Raw genomic sequence first — 15,624 nt, forward strand, 5'->3', positions numbered from 1 at the left:
AGGGGCTCGGGGACGGCTGCGGTCCCGTCTCATTGCCGTGGACGAGCGGTCCCGCTGCCTGACCGCGCACCCCGCACCGGTGCCCGCGCTGGAGGCAGCGCGGCGGTCAGCGGTGCGTCGCGGCGAGGTAGATGCGGTTGGCGACGTCCTGGGCGGTGAGCGCGAAGGCGCGAAGCCGCGGGGTGTTGTTGGACGTGAGCCACACCGGCGCCCACTCGATCGGCGGGGCGTCGGAGAACGGGACGTAGGCGATGTCGGGCCTGGTGTAGAAGCGGGTGGCCTGTGCGCCGACGATGCAGGCGCCGGCGCCCGAGCCGACGAGCTGGAGGGCCTCCTGGAAAGTGTCGAACGGCGGTCCGTCGGCGATGGGCGTACCGCGCGGGGTGCGTTCGGGGCGGCGGTCGGAGGGCCAGGTGCCGGGCAGGGAGCCGGCTACGCGCAGCAGCGGGATCTGGGCCAGGTCCTCCATGGTCAGGTTGCTCTGCCGGGCCAGTGGGTGTTCTGCCGGCACCGCGAGCATGCGGGGTTCGGAGATGAGGACCGGGCCGACGACGAGGTCCGGTTCGTCGAGCGGCAGGCTGAGCAGGAGGACGTCGACGTCCCCGGCCCGCAGCCGGCCCAGGGCCTCGGTGATCTGTGTCTCGCGGACGCGGACTTGGCAGCCGGGGCGGCGCTCGGGGAACAGGTCGGCAGCCTGGTGCGCCACCTGTCCGGTCGCCGCGCCGACGTAGCCGACCGTCAGTTCCTCGCCGCTCGTGCGGACGGAGGCCATCGCGCGGTCGAGGCCGGCCTGGATCTGCTCGTACCCGGGCCGCAGGTCCTGGTGGAGCCGGTGCCCGAGTTCGGTGAGGCGCACGACGCGGTTGGTGCGCTCGAACAGGGGCGCGCCGATGCGCCGTTCGAGGGCCTTGATGGTCTGGCTGATCCGACCGGTGGTCACACCGAGCCGTGCCGCCGTGCGGCCGAAGTGCAGCTCTTCGGCGAGGGTGATGAACGCTTCGAGTTCCAGGCGTTCGATCATCTCTGGTGCTCCGCCGTGACTGTGGCAGGTGGAGTTGCACGGATCATGGGGACCATTATCACGTCCGGTCCCGCCGGTCCGTCACCCACGCGCGGTGGCACGGAGACGGCAGGCGAGGGCGGTGGTTCGGCTCCGGTGGGCAACGGTACGGGTTCCCGGTGGGCGGCGGATCAGGCGAAGAACTTCAGCAGCACGGGCGCCAGGACGTCGGCGGCCACCTCGTGCGTCTGACCCTCCAGCGTCGCCCGCTCGGCTCCGGGGACCGCCGCCGCGACGGCGCGGGCGGGAGCCCGCAGCAGTTCGGGGCTGGCGGCGCCGTCGACGACGAGGGTCGGTACGGCGATCCGGGCAAGGGCGGCCACGGGGACCGCCGCACCGGTCCGTGCGCCCAGCGCTTCGGCGTCGTACGCCAGGGTCGGTGCCACGGCCTCGAACAACGGCCACGTCGGGGCGCCGCGCATCTGGCCGACCATCTCCGAAGGCACGCCGGCGAACGTCATGAAGTGGGCGACGGCGTCACCGCGGCGGTCGTCGGCCAGCGCCGCCTCCAAGTCCGCCGCGTATCGGACGAAACGTTCCCGCTGTGCGTCGTCGGTGCTGAACGGCGGCTCGTAGACGGCGAGTCGAGTGATGCCGATGCCGAGGGCGGCGGCCCGCAGGGCGAGGCCCGCGCCGGAGGACAGGGCGACGACGTACGCGGCGCCGCCGGCGGCCTCGATCACCGCCGCGAGGTCCTCGATCTCCCGGTCGATGGCGAAGGAGTCGGTGTCGCCGCTCTCGCCCCGGCCGCGCCGGTCGTAGGTGTGGACGGTGTGGTGGGTGGCGAGCTGGTCGGCGACGGCGGCGCCCGGGCCGAAAGCCCGGTGGCACAGCGCGCCGTCGACGAGGACGACTGCTGATCCGCTGCCGGCCGTGGAGTAGGCGATCCGGGTGCCGTCGGCGGAGGTGACGGTGGTCATGACGGGAATCTCCTTGCGTGATCAGTGGTCGTACGGACCGGTGGGGTGCGCGCCGGATCCAGAAGTGTGAGGAAGCCGGACAGCGGCGGGTGGAGGGTGCCGGGGCGCTCCAGGTGGAGGTCGTGGCCGGCACCAGGGATGCTGACCGCCGTGCTTCCCGGTGCTCTGGTCCGTGGTCCTCTCCCGTGCCGTGCGGGTGTTCCTCGGCCGGGGTTTCCGGGTTTCCGTGACCCCGGTCCGCCCGGAAACGATCTCCTGGCACGGCGAATCGGATCAACGTACGATCCGCGAAGATCCGTTTAGTCAGGCTCAACGACGAGGGCGCGCACGGTGCTGGGAACGACAGGAGGTCGAGGTCCTTCTGACGCGAGGCCGTGGTTGAGCGAGGCTAAACGGGCATGGTCGGATCGGGCGTTGTTCGGGGTGTCGGGCAGGGTCAGGCTGGGAGCCGAGGCGGACGCGATCTACGGCAGCCGCCGCCGAGACCCGACCCATCCTGGAGAGTCACCGCATGGGCAAGATCGTCGCCCTGACCTACCTGTCCCTCGACGGCGTGATGGAGAACCCGGTGTGGACCGGCCCCTACTTCAACGCCGATCACGCCGCCTACGCCCACGGACAGTTGTTCGCGGCCGATGCGCTGCTGCTGGGCCGCACCACGTACGAGGGCATGGCCGCCGCCTGGCCGCGCATGGAGGAGAGCGAGGGCGAGTTCGCCGTCCGGATGAACACCCTGCCCAAGTACGTGCCCTCCACCACCCTCCGGCAGGAACAGGCCGCCTGGAACGCCACCGTCATGACCGGCGACCTCATCAGCGAGATCCCAGTGCTCAAGGAACGCCACGACAACAACATCCTCGTCTACGGCAGCGGCGAGTTGACCCGGTCGCTGATCGAGCTCGAACTGCTCGACGAGCTGAAGCTGTGGATCCACCCGATCGTCGTCGGCAAGGGCAAGCGCCTCTTCCCCGAAGGCAGCAGCTCCGGCTCCTGGGCGCTGGCGACGACGACCACCTTCGGCTCCGGCGCCGTTGTCCTCGGCTACCACAAGGCTGACAACAAGTAACCCGGGGTCGTACGTGCGAAGGACCAGGCGGTCGGGGTCGTTGCGACGGTTCTTGCGGGTGACGTAGGTGTGGCCGGTACCGGCCGTGGAGCGGAGCTTGATGATCGGGCGGGGGCGGGCCGCTCGGCCCGTCCCCCGCTGTCAGTGTCCGACTGACGGCAGAGGAGGGTTGCCGCTCACGGGACGATCGGGTGGGAGACCTGGGCCCGTTGCACGCCCTCGCCCGCTCCGGGGCCCGGCCGCCCGCCGCGCCGTCCGGGGGTGACCCGGGTCACATCCGGGGTCTGTCAGCAATCGGGGCGCCGTCTCGTTCAAGGGGCACCCGAACGAGACAGGAGCAACGCCATGAAGCACCGCATCGTCGTGCTCGGTGCCGGATACGCCGGGGCCTTCGCCGCCGGGAACCTGGCCCGCCGGCTCTCGCCCGCCGACACCGAGATCACCGTCGTGAACGCCGTGCCCGACTTCGTCGAGCGGATGCGGCTCCACCAGCTCGCGAGCGGCCAGGACCTCGCTCCCCGCAAGCTCGCCGACCTGTTCGCAGGCACCGCGGTGCGGCTGCGCCTGGCGCGCGTCACCGGCCTCGACCCCGAGCGCAGGACCGTCGCCGTGACCGGCGGAGACGGCGCGGGCGGCGGGGGCGGGGAAGGCGAACTCGGGTACGACACGCTGCTCTACGCGCTCGGCAGCTCCGTGGCCCGCCACGGCGTCCCCGGCGTGGCCGAGTACGCCTTCGACGTGACCGGCCGGTCCTCGGCGCTGCGCCTGCGCGAGCGGCTGGCCGGCCTGGGCGCGGGCGGCACCGTGCTGGTCGTCGGGGAAGGGCTGACCGGCATCGAGACGGCCACCGAGTTCGCCGAGTCCCGGCCCGACCTCTCGGTCGCGCTCGCCGCCCGCGGCGAGCTGGGCGCCTGGCTCTCCCCGAAGGCCCGCAGCCACCTGCGCCAGGCCTTCGACCGGCTCGGCGTCACCGTCCACGAGCACACCGGCATCGAAGCCGTCGAGCCGACCCGGGCGATCGCCGCCGGCGGGACCTCCCTCCCGGCCGACGTGACCGTGTGGTCGGCCGGGTTCGCCGTGCACCCCATCGCGGCCGCCGGCGGCCTGGAGGTCACCGGGACCGGCCGGATCGTCGTCGACCGCAGCATGCGCTCGGTCTCGCACCCGGACGTCTACGCCGCGGGCGACTGCGCCCACGCGATCGGCGACAACGGCCGGCCGCTGCCCATGTCCTGCGCCTCGGCCGGCTTCACCGCCATGCAGGCGACCGCCGCGATCATCGCGCGCCTGACGGGCGGCGAGGTCCCGACCACCGGGCTGAAGTACCACGGCAACCACATCAGTCTCGGGCGGCGGGACGCCATCTTCCAGATGGTGGACGGGGACGTTCGGGCGAAGTCCTGGTACCTGGGCGGCCGGACCGCCGCGTGGCTCAAGTCGGGCGTGCTCAACGGGTCCGGGTGGAGCATCGCCCACCCGACCTTCGGCGTGCCCAAGCGCAGGCGCCGCCTGGCCACCGCGGCCGACCGCGCCGGTGTGAAGACCGCCGCCTAGGCTGCTCCGCATGGACAGCGCAGCCATCGATCGGTTCGAGGCGGGCCGGGGCCGGCTGGCCTCGCTCGCGTACCGTCTGCTCGGCTCGGCGGCCGACGCCGAGGACGCCGTGCAGGACGCGTTCCTGCGCTGGCAGGCCGCCGACCGGGAACGCGTCGAGGTGCCGGAGGCGTGGCTGACCAAGGTCGTCACCAACCTCTGCCTCGACCGGCTCCGCTCGGCGCAGGTGCGCCACGAGCGCGCGGCCGGCGCCTGGCTGCCCGAGCCGCTCCTCGAGGGCGACCCGATGCTCGGCCCCGCCGACACCTTCGAGCAGCGCGAATCGGTGTCCCTCGCCGTCCTGATCCTCATGGAACGCCTCTCGCCGGTCGAGCGGGCCGCGTACGTCCTGCGGGAGGCCTTCTCGTACCCCCACGCCGAGATCGCCGGGATCCTCGACATCACCGAGTCCGCGAGCCAGCAGCACGTCCACCGGGCCCGACGCCGGGTCGCCGCCGAGCGCCGCGGCGGCGAGGTGGACCCCGCGTCCGCGCGCCGGATCGTCGAGGAGTTCCTCGCCGCCGCCGTGTCCGGGCGCACCGAACGGCTGGTGGCGATGCTCACCGCCGACGCGACCGCGGTCTCGGACGGCGCCGGACTGGCCAGGCGGCTGCTGCGGTACCGGACGCCCGAGCGCATCGCCTCCTACGTGCGGGCCGGCTTCAAGCCCACTCCGGCGAAGCGGCGGCTGGCCGGCGGTGCCGTGGCGATGCACATCGCGCCGCTCAACGGCTCCCCGGCCGTCCTCGCCGTGGTGGACGACCGGGTCGTGGGCGCGGTGGCGTTCGACGTGGGCGATGGCAAGGTCGCGTCCGTGTGCGGCATCGCCGCCGCGGGTCGGCTCGGGCGCCTCAACGAGGCGTGGCGGCGGCGGGTACCCGACGCGCCGGTCCTCGACGCCTGGTGACCGGGGGCACCGGTGGGAGGCCGCCGACCGGCGGTCCCGACCGGACGTCACCGCGGCGGCGGGCCAAGGGGTTCCGTCGGCGGGGGAGGGCCCGCGCCCTTCCGTTGCGGCGAGGCGGCGGTGCGGACGCCGGTTCGCGCTCGCTGGGGCGGCCGCGCCAGGCGGTCGACCGCCCCCGGTCGTCAGTCCGTGATGAGTTCGGCGGGGGCGTCGGCCACCTCGTGGAGGAGGGAGAGCAGGAGCTCCTCGTAGGTGGAGAGGGGGCGGGCGAGGGTCCAGTTGGCGGTGACGGTGCGGGGGGCCGGGCGGGGGTGGGCTTGGAGTTCGGCGAGGACGCCGTGGAGGAGCTCGAAGCGGACGGAGCGCCGGGGGAGCAGGCTGACGCCGAGGCCGATGCGGACGGCCTCCCGGACGCTCTCCGTGCCCCACAGGTCGAGGGTGCGCGCGCCGACGAGGTCCCAGGTGTGCAGGAGCTCCAGCAGTTGCCGTCGGGTCGGGGAGCCCGGTTCGAGGAGGAGGAAGGACTCGGTGGACAGCTCCGCCGGGGTGACCTCCTGCCCGGCCAGCGGGTGGTCGGGCGCGCAGATCAGCACCATGTCGTCGCTGGTGAGCTGCGCGGACTCGTACCGGCCCGGGGGCAGCGGGCCGTCGGCCACGCCGACGCCGATCCGGCCCTCTTCGAGCGCGTCGGCCAGGCAATCGGGGCTGTTGACGACCACGGTGAACAGCCCGTCGGGTTCACGGCGCCGCAGCTCCTGCATCACCGCCGGCAGCAGGTAGTCGCCGACCGCGGTCGTGCTGCCGACCACCAGGCGCTCGATCGGCCAGCGCGCGGCCGCCTGGACGGCGCCGACGGCGTGATCGGCCAGGGCGAGCATCTCCTTGGTCTGGGCGAGCAGGACCCGTCCGGCCGGGGTGGGGCGGATCTTCGGGCCCGAGCGGTCGACCAGGACGGTTCGCAGGGACGTCTCCAGGTTCTGCACCTGCTTGGAGACCGAGGACTGGCTCAGGAACAGCACCTGGGCCGCTGCGGAGAACCCACCACATTCGATGACCTTCGCGAAGATCGCCAGCTGATTCAGGTTGAGTCGCATCACGGCCCCGATCGCGTGGATGTGGTGCAGGGCATTCGGGCCTGAAGGGCCGTGCGACAGGCCTCCGTGGTTCCTGTCATCCCCTGGTGGGGGCCACAGCCTACAAGCAACCCGGAGAATACCTGTTCGGTCGGCACAACTGCGGGGGGTGGACCGGCGTTCGTCGATCGGGGGCTCAACGCGGCTCTCCGCGCTCCGGTGGTGATCCCTCCTGATCGGAGCGAAGCGGTCCGTGATCGTGCGAATGTGATGAGGCGTCAGCTCTGCGGGATGGGGCGCGGGGGGCGGCCGGGCGCGGTCGGGAGGGGGCGAGTCGGCTGAGGGCATGTCAAGTGCACCTCTCCGCAGGGCTGCCGGGCGGCCATTGGTGCGTCCACTAGCGACCCTTGTGGGGCGTCGCTTCCGGTGGCCGGCGGGAGGTGGGGAGTGCGGTCCGGCAGATAACGGATTGATAACGCGGCGGGACGAAACCTCCGGTGGCCCATCTCTAAACGTGTCCGGCCCGGTGGGGGCCGGCGGTTCCGAGAGAGAGGGGTGTTGCCATGCGGGAGGCATGTTCCGGCAGCAGGTCGCCGGTGCCGACTCCGTACGAACTCTTCGTGCTGGGAAGGGCGGCGGGCGGAACGACGGCCACCGGATCGCGGTGCGCCGGGTCGCGTCCCGTCCGGGCCGTGCGGGTCGGCGGACGCCCGGGGGTGTCCGGCGACGGGGGCTGTCCCGGCGCCGTGGGAAGGGGGTCGCGGTGAACGATCTCGCCCTCCCGGGGGCCGTCGGCCACCGGGAACCCGCGCAACGCCGACACCCCGGTCACGGTGGCACGGCGGGTCACAGCGGTACGGCCGGCCACGGCGGCACCGCGAGCCACAGCGGCACGGTGAGTCACCGTGGCACGGTGAGTCATGGCGGCACGGCGGGACGGACCGGTACCGGTCACGGTCCCCGCGGCGGCGGTCGGGTCCGGCGCTCAGCGCCGCCCACGGTCCAGGCGGTGGCGCTGTACTCGACGCCGGGGGCGCCGCCGTCGGGCCTCTCCGGAACGGAGGTCGTCGCCGGCATCAAGGGGACCACGCCCTACCTGCTGATCCGCGACCCGCTGCCGGGCATGCCCCGGGTGCTCGCCCACTGGTTGGAGGGCCGCACCGCCGTGGTGGGGCCGGCCGTGGCGGTCGAGGACGCGGTGGTCTCGCTCGGCTGGGCGCGCAAGCTGCTGACGATGATGCCGCAGGGCTCCTCCGGTGGGATCCACTTCGTCGAGGACCACCTGGCGACGCTCATGCTGTTCCAGGACCCGCTGCTGGCGGGGCACCTCTCGGCCAAGTGGCTCGGACGCCTGGCCGACATGACGCCGAAGCAGCGGGAGTGGACGGAGGAGACGCTGATCGCCTGGCTGGAGGGCGGCGGTACGCTCCCGGCCGCCCGCCTGCTCCGCATCCACCCGCAGGCCGTCCGCAACCGGCTGCGCGACCTGGAGAAGATCTTCGGCAGCGGTCTGCGCGACCCCCGGGCCAGGTTCGAGCTCCTGCTGGCGTTGAAGATCCAGATCATGGCGTCCGAGTACGCGCGGCTGCGCCGCAGAGCCGGGATGCTCTCCCTGCTCCAGACCTCCGGGCCCCAGCGGAGCACCCGGACGAACGGGCGCTGAGGCCCGCCCGCCGACGCCGACCGGTCCCGCTGTCGGCGATGCGGCCCATGACGCCGCTGACGCCGCTGGCGTCGCTGACCCCGCTGACGCCGCCCGTGACGCCGTCACGACCGAGCCCGTCACGACCGAGCCCGTCACGACCGAGCTCGTCACGACCGAGCCCGTCACACCGCCCGCGACACCGTCCCTCGTGCCGCCCGCGGTCCGGCCGCTGATCCCGTCGGTGATCCCGTCGGGGGTCCCGTCCGTGATCCGCCCCGGGGCGAAGCCGAGCGTTCGGAGTCGGGCCGTCCCCCGCGGCAGCCGTTCCGCGCTGCCGCGTCATCCCCTCGTCGGCCGCGCGCCCGTGGACCGTTGCGCGTGGGTGATCACCGCGCGCACCACCCGGGCCCACCCGGACCGGTTCCCGTGGGTTCCGCGCGGCCCTGATCCTCCGGGTGCGATGGAGGAAGAGCCCCATGTCATCTTTGAGGAAGAAGCGCGGACCGGGAACGGCCGCCTACGGCCTCCCGCTGGTGAGCCGCCTTCCGCGGTCGTTCGCCACCCTCCTGATCATCGTCGCGATGGTCCTCACCGCCGCGGCCCTGGTGTACCCGGTGGCGAAGTCGGCCGGCGCCTACCGCAGCGCCCCGGTGAGCGACGACCAAGGAGTCGTGCAGACGCCCACCGGGCCGCTGACCGCCCTCGACCGTGACTTCGTGAAGCGGGTGCGGCTGGCCGGGCTGTGGGAGATCCCCGCAGGCCGGATGGCCCTCGCGAAGGGCACCACCCCCGAGGTCAAGGAGGCCGGCCAGCACCTGGTCCAGGGTCACACCGACCTCGACAAGGCGGCGTTGACCGCCGCCCGGATCCTCGACCTGGACGTGCCCAGCGAGCCCTCGGCACAGCAGCAGGGCTGGCTCAAGCAGTTGGACGCCGCGCAGGGCGGGGAGTTCGACGAACTCTTCGCGAACATCCTGCGCAGTGCCCACGGGCAGGTGTTCGCGGTCGTGGCCCAGGTGCGCGCCAGCACCCAGAACTCCGCGATCCGGGACCTGGCGAACACGGCGAACGGCACGGTGCTCGACCACATGAACGTGCTGGAGGAGACCCGACTCGTCAAATTCGACAAGCTCACCGCGCTGCCGACCGGTTCGGCGGCCCCGTCCGCCAGCCGCTCGCCGGCGCCCGCCGGATCGACCCGCTAGACGACGACGTAGAGGAAGGCCGTCGCGGCGCCTGCCCGGCAGGCCTGACGGCGCCCGAGGAGTGTGGAGAACATGAAGTCTCGTAAACGTGGCACGTCGAGGAGGAGGGCCGGTGCCCTGCTGTTGGCGGTGATCCTGGGAACCGGCGCGGCGGGGACGGTCGCGGCGGTGGCCTTCGCCGGCCAGCGTCCCTGGAGTGCGCGCTCGGCGTCCCCGCAGGTCGGCACCGTCGCCTGCGCCGACGCCGGGGCGGCCCTGAACGAGGTGCCGGAGGCGTCCCAGGAGGCCGTGGACAAGAACCTCGCCGAGCTCGACGAACAGGTGGCGGACGCGTACGACAAGCTGTCCGCGCCCCGCTCGGGCGGCAGCGAGGACCGCGTCCTGGGCGACCTCGCCAACAAGCGCGCCGAGACCCTGAAGAAGCTGTCGGGCAGCGCCGGCCCGGACTCCGGACTGCCGCAGGACGTCACCGGGATGGCGAAGTGCGTGATCCGGCACGACCTGGTGGTCGAGGACTCGGCCAAGGGGTACAGCGCCGACGGCGAGGGCGGGTCCGTCGCCCAGACCAAGGCCGCCGCCCAGGCGAAGTCCCTCCCCAAACGCGGGTTCGTCGACATCCGCAGCGTCTCCCCGAACGTCCCGAACCCCGTCCGGAAGGGGTCGGCCACCGGCTCCTTCACGTCGCAGTGCGGGCGCAACGAGAACCGCCACCTCAACCCCGACAACGTGATCGTCGCCCCCGGGGTGAGCAACGGGGCGCACCACATGCACGACTACGTGGGGAACGTGGCCACGGACGCGTTCTCCTCCAACGCCAAGCTCGCCGCCTCGGGCACCACCTGCTCGAACGGGGACCAGTCGGCGTACTACTGGCCCGTCCTGCGGGTCTTCGACGGCACCAACGAGAAGGACGCCAAGGCTCCCGGCGGCGGCAAGGACAAGAACGTGGGACGGATCCTCGTCCCGGCCGAGGCGAACATCACGTACGCCTCCAGCACGGGGACCCCCGTCCAGCCGATGAAGCGGTTCCTGCGCATCATCACCGGCGACGCCAAGGCCTTCACCAACGGGCCGGCGAACGTCCGGGCGTCGTGGAGCTGCACCGGGTTCGAGAACCGCCAGGTCGTCGACAAGTACCCGATCTGCCCGCAGGGGAGCCGGGTGGTCCGGACGCTGAAGTTCCCGGACTGTTGGGACGGCAAGAACATCGACAGCGCCAACCACCGGACGCACACGGCGTTCTCCGACAAGTCGGGGGCGTGCCCGAAGAACTTCAAGGCGATCCCGCAGCTGGTGCAGCGCATCGCCTACGACGTGCCGGTCGGGGTCCGGTACGCCGTGGACAGCTTCCCCGAACAGCTCCACAACCCGATCACCGATCACGGTGACTTCATCAACAACATGAACCAGGGCCTGCTGGACCAGATGGTCAGTTGCATCAACCAGGGGCGTCGCTGCGGGTGACCCACCCCACCGGGGGCCGGCCCGCGCGGGGCCGGCGCCCGGAGAGCAACGGACGGACCCGGCCCGCGGCGGGGCGATCGCGATCGCGACTCCCCGCGCGGTCGGCGCCGGGATCCCGACATCCGATTCGACAGCAGGTTCAGGACGAGGCCGGAGGGCTCAGCAATGGTGAGTGGGCAGAGGCGGCGGTCACGGCGGTTCGGCCCGGCGCCGCGGGGCGTCGAGCGGGCCGGCCGGGCGCGCGCGGCGGCCGCGGGCGAGCAGCCCGAGGAAGGCGGTCGCAAGCGGCCGGGTCCGTGGTCGTTCCTGCCGGCGCTGGCGGCGGGCCTGGCCGTGACGGCCGTCGTCGTCGATCCGCGACTGCAGGCGTTCCTCACGTACGCCGTCGGGGTGCTCGCGCTCGTGTCGTTCACCTCCGCGGTCCTGTGGGGGCTGGCGGCGACCGACCGGCTGATCCTGACACCGGTCCACCGGCTCGTCGCGCAGACCGTCCACCGGGCGATGGGCGTCGCGGGCGTCGTCTTCCTGGTCCTGCACGTCTGGATGAAGCTGATCGTGGGCCAGATCGGGTCGCTCGCGGCCTTCGTGCCGTTCGCCGACCCGGCCCGACCGGTGGTCCTCGGACTGGGGACCGCCGCCGGCTACCTGTTCCCCGCGGTGGCGATCGCCGGGGCGGCCCGCGGGAGGCTCGCCCGCTCGGGCGACGCGCGACGGTGGAGGGTGATCCACCTCAGCTCGTACCCCGCCTGGGGCGCGGGCCTGGTCCACGGGCTGCAGTCGGGCCGGCTCGCGGCCCCCTGGGTGGTGCTGCTGTACGGCGTGGCCGTCATGGGCGTGATCGTCGCGCTCACGCTCAGGCTGGTCCTCCAGGACCGCTCCGGCCCGCGCCAGGCCGCCGTCCGGCCGATCCGGCCGGAGGCCGACGGGTCCGAGGTCACCGTCCCGCGCCTGCCGGTGGCGGCGGGCCCCGAGGTCACCGCCCCGTACGTGCCGGTGGCGGCGGGCCCCGAGGACACCCTCTCCTACGTGCCGACGGCGGCCGGACCCGACGTCACCCTCCCGTACATCCCGGTGGCGGCGGGCCCCGAGGACACCCTCCCGTACATCCCGGTGGCCGCGCGGCAGGGCACGGTCGCCGGACCGGGCACGGCGGTCGGACCGGGCATGGCCGTGGGGCCGGTCGCGGCCGCCGGGCCGGGCCTGGCCGGCATCGGACTCGGACGTCGGCGGCAGGACTGGTGAGCGACTTCCCCGCACCCGTCCTCTGGTTCGGCCGGCCGGTCCTGTTCGCCGGCCTGGAGAGCCTGGACCGCGTCGACTACCGCTCCCACCTCGTGGTCCACGGCCAGCTGCCGGCGCTGCGTGCGGAGGAGCTGGCCGAGCTGGCCGAGAACGTGGACCTGCGCGGCCGGGGAGGCGCCGGCTTCCCCTTCGCCCGGAAGCTCAGGGCGGTCGTCAAGGCGGTCGCCCGCCGCCGCACCAGGCCCGTCGTGGTCGTCAACGGAACGGAAGGAGAACCGAGTTGCCTGAAGGACACCACGCTGCTCCTGCGCACCCCGCACCTCGTGGTGGACGGCGCGCTGATCGCGGCCGCCGCGCTGGACGCGGAACAGGTGGCGATCGGCGTCACCCGGGCCGACACCGAGGAGTCCCTGCGCCGGGCGCTGGCCGAACGGAGGTCGGTGAAACCGCCGGTGGCGGTGGTGCGGCTGCCCGAGCGGTTCGTCACGGGCGAGGGGAGCGCCCTCGCCCGCGGCATCACCAACGGGATCGCCCTGCCCAGGGGCGGCGGCGTGCGCACCAGCGACAGCGGTGTCGGGGGAGCTCCCACGCTGCTGTCCAACGCGGAGACGTACGCCCAGCTCGCCGTGGCGGCCCGGTGGGGTGCGCTGCCCTACCGGGAGCTCGGCACCCCCGAGGAACCCGGCACGGTGCTGCTCACGATCGCGGGCTCGACCGTGGTGGAGACCCCCACCGGGGTGCCGCTCGAAACCGTCCTGGCGGCGTGCGGCCTGGACGTGGGCCAGGGGGTCCTGGTCGGCGGCTACCACGGGAAGTGGCTGACCCCCGGGGCCGCGCGCTCGGCCGTGGTGTCCCGCAAGTCCTTCCAGAGCCTCGGCGGGGCCCTGGGTGCCGGGGCCATCCTGCCGCTGCCGGAGACGACCTGTCCGCTGTGGGAGGTCGTCAGGATCTCCCGCTGGATGGCGGACGAGACGGCCGGCCAGTGCGGGCCCTGCTACCTGGGGCTCCCCGACCTGACCGCGTCCCTGGAGGACCTGGTGCGCGGCGGTGGCCAGCGCGCGCTCGACCGGGTGCAGGCCGGGATGCGGGCGGTCACCGGACGGGGCGCGTGCAGCCACCCCGACGCCGCCGCCCGGTTCGTGGCCTCGTCCCTGGCCGTGTTCGACGACGACCTGGTCGCGCACTCGTACCAGGGAGGCTGCGGGCGGCCGTCGCAGGGCGTGCTGCCGCTGCCGGAGGTGGAGAGCGCCGGCACCATCGTCGTCGACTGGACGCTCTGCGAGGCCCACGGCCTGTGCACCGGCGTCCTGCCCGACGTCATCCGGCTGGGAGCGGACGGGTTCCCCGCCGCGGGCGTCATGCCCGTACCCGCGAGGCTGCTCTCCCAGGCGGCGCGAGCCGTCGACCGCTGTCCCGCGCTCGCGCTGCGGATCCAGTGAGGCCGACGCGGCTCCGGGCGCTCCCGCTCCTTCGCGAGCGTGGCCCGCGCGGCCCGTACGGCCCGCGCGGCCCGTACGACCCGCGTGCCCCGCGTACGCCGCGTGGCCCCTACGACCCGCGTGCCCCGCGTGCCCCGCGCGGCCCGTACGGCCCCGGACGCCCGCCGGGGCGGCGGGCCGACCGAGAGGTTCCGGAGGGCTATCGACCCTGAGACCCACGTCCCGTGTCCGCGGTCCGGCGTTCGACGCCGGACCGGGCACCGGGGACGCACATCCGCGGAAGGCCAGATTCCACCGATGGAAAGGCAAGGAACATGTTGACGAAGCGATACGGACTGGCCGGGCTCTGCCTCCTGCTGGTCGGGCTCGTGGTGATGGCCCTCTGGGGCAGCATGAGCAGCAGCGCCAAGTCGTCGTCCGGCTCGGGCGCCGGCCAGCTGGTGGGTGCGCAGGACGCCGCGCCGGCCGGCAGCGGCTCCTACGGCTCGTACGACTCCTACGGCGGTGCCAGCGCGTCGCCGTCCGCCGGCGGCCGCTCCGCCGGCGCGTCGGCCGGCGGGGGCCAGGCCGGGGGAACGCTGGCGGTGCGCAACGACGCCAAGCTCGGCATGGTGGTCACCGACGGCCAGGGCTTCACCCTCTACCGGTTCGACAAGGACACCGCCAAGCCCCCGACGTCCAACTGCAACGACGGCTGCGCCAAGACCTGGCCGCCGGTTGCCAAGGAGGGCACGACCGCGGGGAGCGGGATCGACGCCGGCGCGATCGGCGAGGTCACCCGGGCCGACGGATCGAAGCAGCTGACGCTGGGCGGCTGGCCGGTCTACCGCTACGCGCAGGACACCGCGGCCGGTGACACCAAGGGCCAGGGCGTCGGCGGCACCTGGTTCGCCGTGGCGCCCGACGGCAAGAAGGCGGCCGCCGCGGCCACCGGCGCGTCGGCCTACCCCTCGGAGACGCCGACCGGTGCGGCGCCGAACCCCCAGCCGGCGCAGCCCGCCACGGGCGGGGCCGTCTCCGTGACCACCCACCCGCAGCTCGGGACGATCGTCGTGGACGGGCAGGGCATGACGCTGTACCAGTTCGCCAAGGACCCGTCCTGGCCGATGAAGTCCATGTGCGAGGGCCAGTGCGCGATGACCTGGAAGCCGGCGCCCGTGGTCGACGCGAGCCAGGTCAAGGGCGTGGACCCGAAGCTGATCGGCAAGCTGCAGCGCTCCGACGGCACCTGGCAGCTGTCCGTCAACTGCAAGCCCGTCTACACCTTCACGGGTGACAAGGCCCCCGGTGACGCCAACGGGAACGGCAAGGACAACCTGTGGTCGGCCATCAACGCCGCCGGGAAGCCGGTGACCGGCAAGTGATGCCCTGGGACTCCACCGTGGCCCCCGTGCGGCAGGAGAGGACCGCCCGCCGCAGGCTCCAGTGGTTCGCGCTGACCTTCCTCCTCGTCATGGGCGTCGTCGAACTGATGGGCGGCGCGGGAGGACTGCTCGCCCCCGCGGGAGCCTCGGCCGGGGCCGCCCGGGCCTCGGTGGAGGACCTCGCCGGGCGGATCGGCTGCACGCCCGACATCACCGCCGACACGGCGGACCTCCGCCAGGGCCTGTGCACCCTGGGCGACGACGAGGTCTGGATCGCCACCTTCCCGACCACCGGGGCCCAGACGGCCTGGACGTCGGGGGCCGAGGAGTACGGAGGGTCGTACCTGGTGGGCGACCGGTGGGTGGTCGTCCTGTCCGACAGCACGGCGGAGCTCCTGCACGCGAAGCTGGGCGGGGTGATCACGAACGGCGCCGACCACACCGGGCACGCCGACCATTCCGACCACGCCGGTGACACCGACCATGCCGGTGCCAGCGACCACGCCGGTGGCACCGACCACACCGGTGCCAGCGACCACGCCGGTGGCACCGGAGGCGATCCGTCCGGGGCCGGCTGACCCCGGCGAGCGACGGATCGACCGGGCGGTGGCGACGCCACGAGACTCCCGCGGGCCCGGGCCCGCGG

13 protein-coding genes and 1 pseudogene are annotated in these 15,624 nt (G+C 73.5%); 10 read left to right on the forward strand and 4 right to left on the reverse strand.

From position 1 onward, the window contains the following. Positions 1–106 precede the first annotated feature (106 nt). The gene (locus tag ACFVHB_RS23825; protein WP_380325720.1) at positions 107–1,021 is read right to left on the reverse strand and encodes a LysR family transcriptional regulator; all 915 of its coding nucleotides are present in this window, start codon (positions 1,019–1,021) and stop codon (positions 107–109) included. A gap of 170 nt (positions 1,022–1,191) precedes the next feature. Continuing rightward, positions 1,192–1,980 (reverse strand): alpha/beta fold hydrolase, encoded by a 789-nt coding sequence (locus tag ACFVHB_RS23830; RefSeq protein WP_380325723.1) that lies wholly within the window; start codon positions 1,978–1,980, stop codon positions 1,192–1,194. A 511-nt stretch (positions 1,981–2,491) separates the two neighbouring features. On the opposite strand from ACFVHB_RS23830, the gene ACFVHB_RS23835 reads away from it, so the two are divergent. Then, positions 2,492–3,046, forward strand: coding sequence for a dihydrofolate reductase family protein (locus ACFVHB_RS23835; RefSeq protein ID WP_380325726.1), 555 nt, complete (start codon positions 2,492–2,494; stop codon positions 3,044–3,046). Positions 3,047–3,049: 3 nt separating this feature from the next. On the opposite strand, the pseudogene rpmG reads toward ACFVHB_RS23835, so the two are convergent. Continuing rightward, positions 3,050–3,151, reverse strand: a pseudogene (rpmG, locus tag ACFVHB_RS23840) (50S ribosomal protein L33); the annotation flags it as partial. 240 nt (positions 3,152–3,391) lie between these two features. Here rpmG and ACFVHB_RS23845 point away from each other — a divergent pair. After that, the gene (locus ACFVHB_RS23845) at positions 3,392–4,600 is read left to right on the forward strand and encodes an NAD(P)/FAD-dependent oxidoreductase (RefSeq protein ID WP_380325728.1); all 1,209 of its coding nucleotides are present in this window, start codon (positions 3,392–3,394) and stop codon (positions 4,598–4,600) included. 10 nt (positions 4,601–4,610) lie between these two features. Beyond that, entirely contained in the window at positions 4,611–5,546 is a 936-nt protein-coding gene (locus tag ACFVHB_RS23850) for a sigma-70 family RNA polymerase sigma factor (RefSeq protein WP_380325731.1), read from the forward strand. A gap of 182 nt (positions 5,547–5,728) precedes the next feature. Here the strand turns inward: ACFVHB_RS23850 and ACFVHB_RS23855 are convergent, their stop codons facing one another. Continuing rightward, positions 5,729–6,640: a LysR family transcriptional regulator gene (locus ACFVHB_RS23855; protein WP_380325734.1), complete on the reverse strand. Its 912-nt coding sequence runs from the start codon at positions 6,638–6,640 to the stop codon at positions 5,729–5,731. 988 nt (positions 6,641–7,628) lie between these two features. On the opposite strand from ACFVHB_RS23855, the gene ACFVHB_RS23860 reads away from it, so the two are divergent. The 7 genes from ACFVHB_RS23860 to ACFVHB_RS23890 all read left to right on the forward strand — a co-directional run bounded on the left by ACFVHB_RS23860 (position 7,629) and on the right by ACFVHB_RS23890 (position 15,556). Continuing rightward, positions 7,629–8,282, forward strand: a complete 654-nt coding sequence (locus ACFVHB_RS23860) for a helix-turn-helix domain-containing protein (protein ID WP_380325737.1) — start codon at positions 7,629–7,631, stop codon at positions 8,280–8,282. A gap of 458 nt (positions 8,283–8,740) precedes the next feature. After that, on the forward strand, positions 8,741–9,469 hold the full coding sequence (locus tag ACFVHB_RS23865) for a DUF4142 domain-containing protein (protein ID WP_380325740.1): 729 nt from the start codon (positions 8,741–8,743) through the stop codon (positions 9,467–9,469). 72 nt (positions 9,470–9,541) lie between these two features. Further along, complete coding sequence (locus ACFVHB_RS23870; protein WP_380325743.1) at positions 9,542–10,933, forward strand: DUF1996 domain-containing protein; 1,392 nt, start codon at positions 9,542–9,544, stop codon at positions 10,931–10,933. Positions 10,934–11,098: 165 nt separating this feature from the next. Continuing rightward, positions 11,099–12,175, forward strand: a complete 1,077-nt coding sequence (locus ACFVHB_RS23875; protein ID WP_380325746.1) for a hypothetical protein — start codon at positions 11,099–11,101, stop codon at positions 12,173–12,175. Beyond that, positions 12,172–13,614, forward strand: a complete 1,443-nt coding sequence (locus tag ACFVHB_RS23880) for an NADH-ubiquinone oxidoreductase-F iron-sulfur binding region domain-containing protein (protein ID WP_380325749.1) — start codon at positions 12,172–12,174, stop codon at positions 13,612–13,614. The genes ACFVHB_RS23875 and ACFVHB_RS23880 overlap by 4 nt, the downstream gene beginning before the upstream one ends. A gap of 314 nt (positions 13,615–13,928) precedes the next feature. Next, complete coding sequence (locus ACFVHB_RS23885; RefSeq protein WP_380325752.1) at positions 13,929–14,978, forward strand: SCO0930 family lipoprotein; 1,050 nt, start codon at positions 13,929–13,931, stop codon at positions 14,976–14,978. A gap of 26 nt (positions 14,979–15,004) precedes the next feature. Further along, entirely contained in the window at positions 15,005–15,556 is a 552-nt protein-coding gene (locus ACFVHB_RS23890; protein ID WP_380325755.1) for a hypothetical protein, read from the forward strand. The last annotated feature ends 68 nt before the right edge of the window (positions 15,557–15,624 follow it).

This window comes from Kitasatospora sp. NPDC127111 (genome assembly GCF_042677465.1).
GTDB lineage: Bacteria > Actinomycetota > Actinomycetes > Streptomycetales > Streptomycetaceae > Kitasatospora.

What these genes read in the sequence shown, in the direction of transcription:
- ACFVHB_RS23825 (WP_380325720.1), bottom strand. Translation starts at nt 1,021, where the DNA reads ATGATCGAACGCCTGGAACTCGAAGCGTTCATCACCCTCGCCGAAGAG.
- ACFVHB_RS23830 (WP_380325723.1), bottom strand. Translation starts at nt 1,980, where the DNA reads ATGACCACCGTCACCTCCGCCGACGGCACCCGGATCGCCTACTCCACG.
- ACFVHB_RS23835 (WP_380325726.1), top strand. Translation starts at nt 2,492, where the DNA reads ATGGGCAAGATCGTCGCCCTGACCTACCTGTCCCTCGACGGCGTGATG.
- ACFVHB_RS23845 (WP_380325728.1), top strand. Translation starts at nt 3,392, where the DNA reads ATGAAGCACCGCATCGTCGTGCTCGGTGCCGGATACGCCGGGGCCTTC.
- ACFVHB_RS23850 (WP_380325731.1), top strand. Translation starts at nt 4,611, where the DNA reads ATGGACAGCGCAGCCATCGATCGGTTCGAGGCGGGCCGGGGCCGGCTG.
- ACFVHB_RS23855 (WP_380325734.1), bottom strand. Translation starts at nt 6,640, where the DNA reads ATGCGACTCAACCTGAATCAGCTGGCGATCTTCGCGAAGGTCATCGAA.
- ACFVHB_RS23865 (WP_380325740.1), top strand. Translation starts at nt 8,741, where the DNA reads ATGTCATCTTTGAGGAAGAAGCGCGGACCGGGAACGGCCGCCTACGGC.
- ACFVHB_RS23870 (WP_380325743.1), top strand. Translation starts at nt 9,542, where the DNA reads ATGAAGTCTCGTAAACGTGGCACGTCGAGGAGGAGGGCCGGTGCCCTG.
- ACFVHB_RS23875 (WP_380325746.1), top strand. Translation starts at nt 11,099, where the DNA reads ATGGTGAGTGGGCAGAGGCGGCGGTCACGGCGGTTCGGCCCGGCGCCG.
- ACFVHB_RS23885 (WP_380325752.1), top strand. Translation starts at nt 13,929, where the DNA reads ATGTTGACGAAGCGATACGGACTGGCCGGGCTCTGCCTCCTGCTGGTC.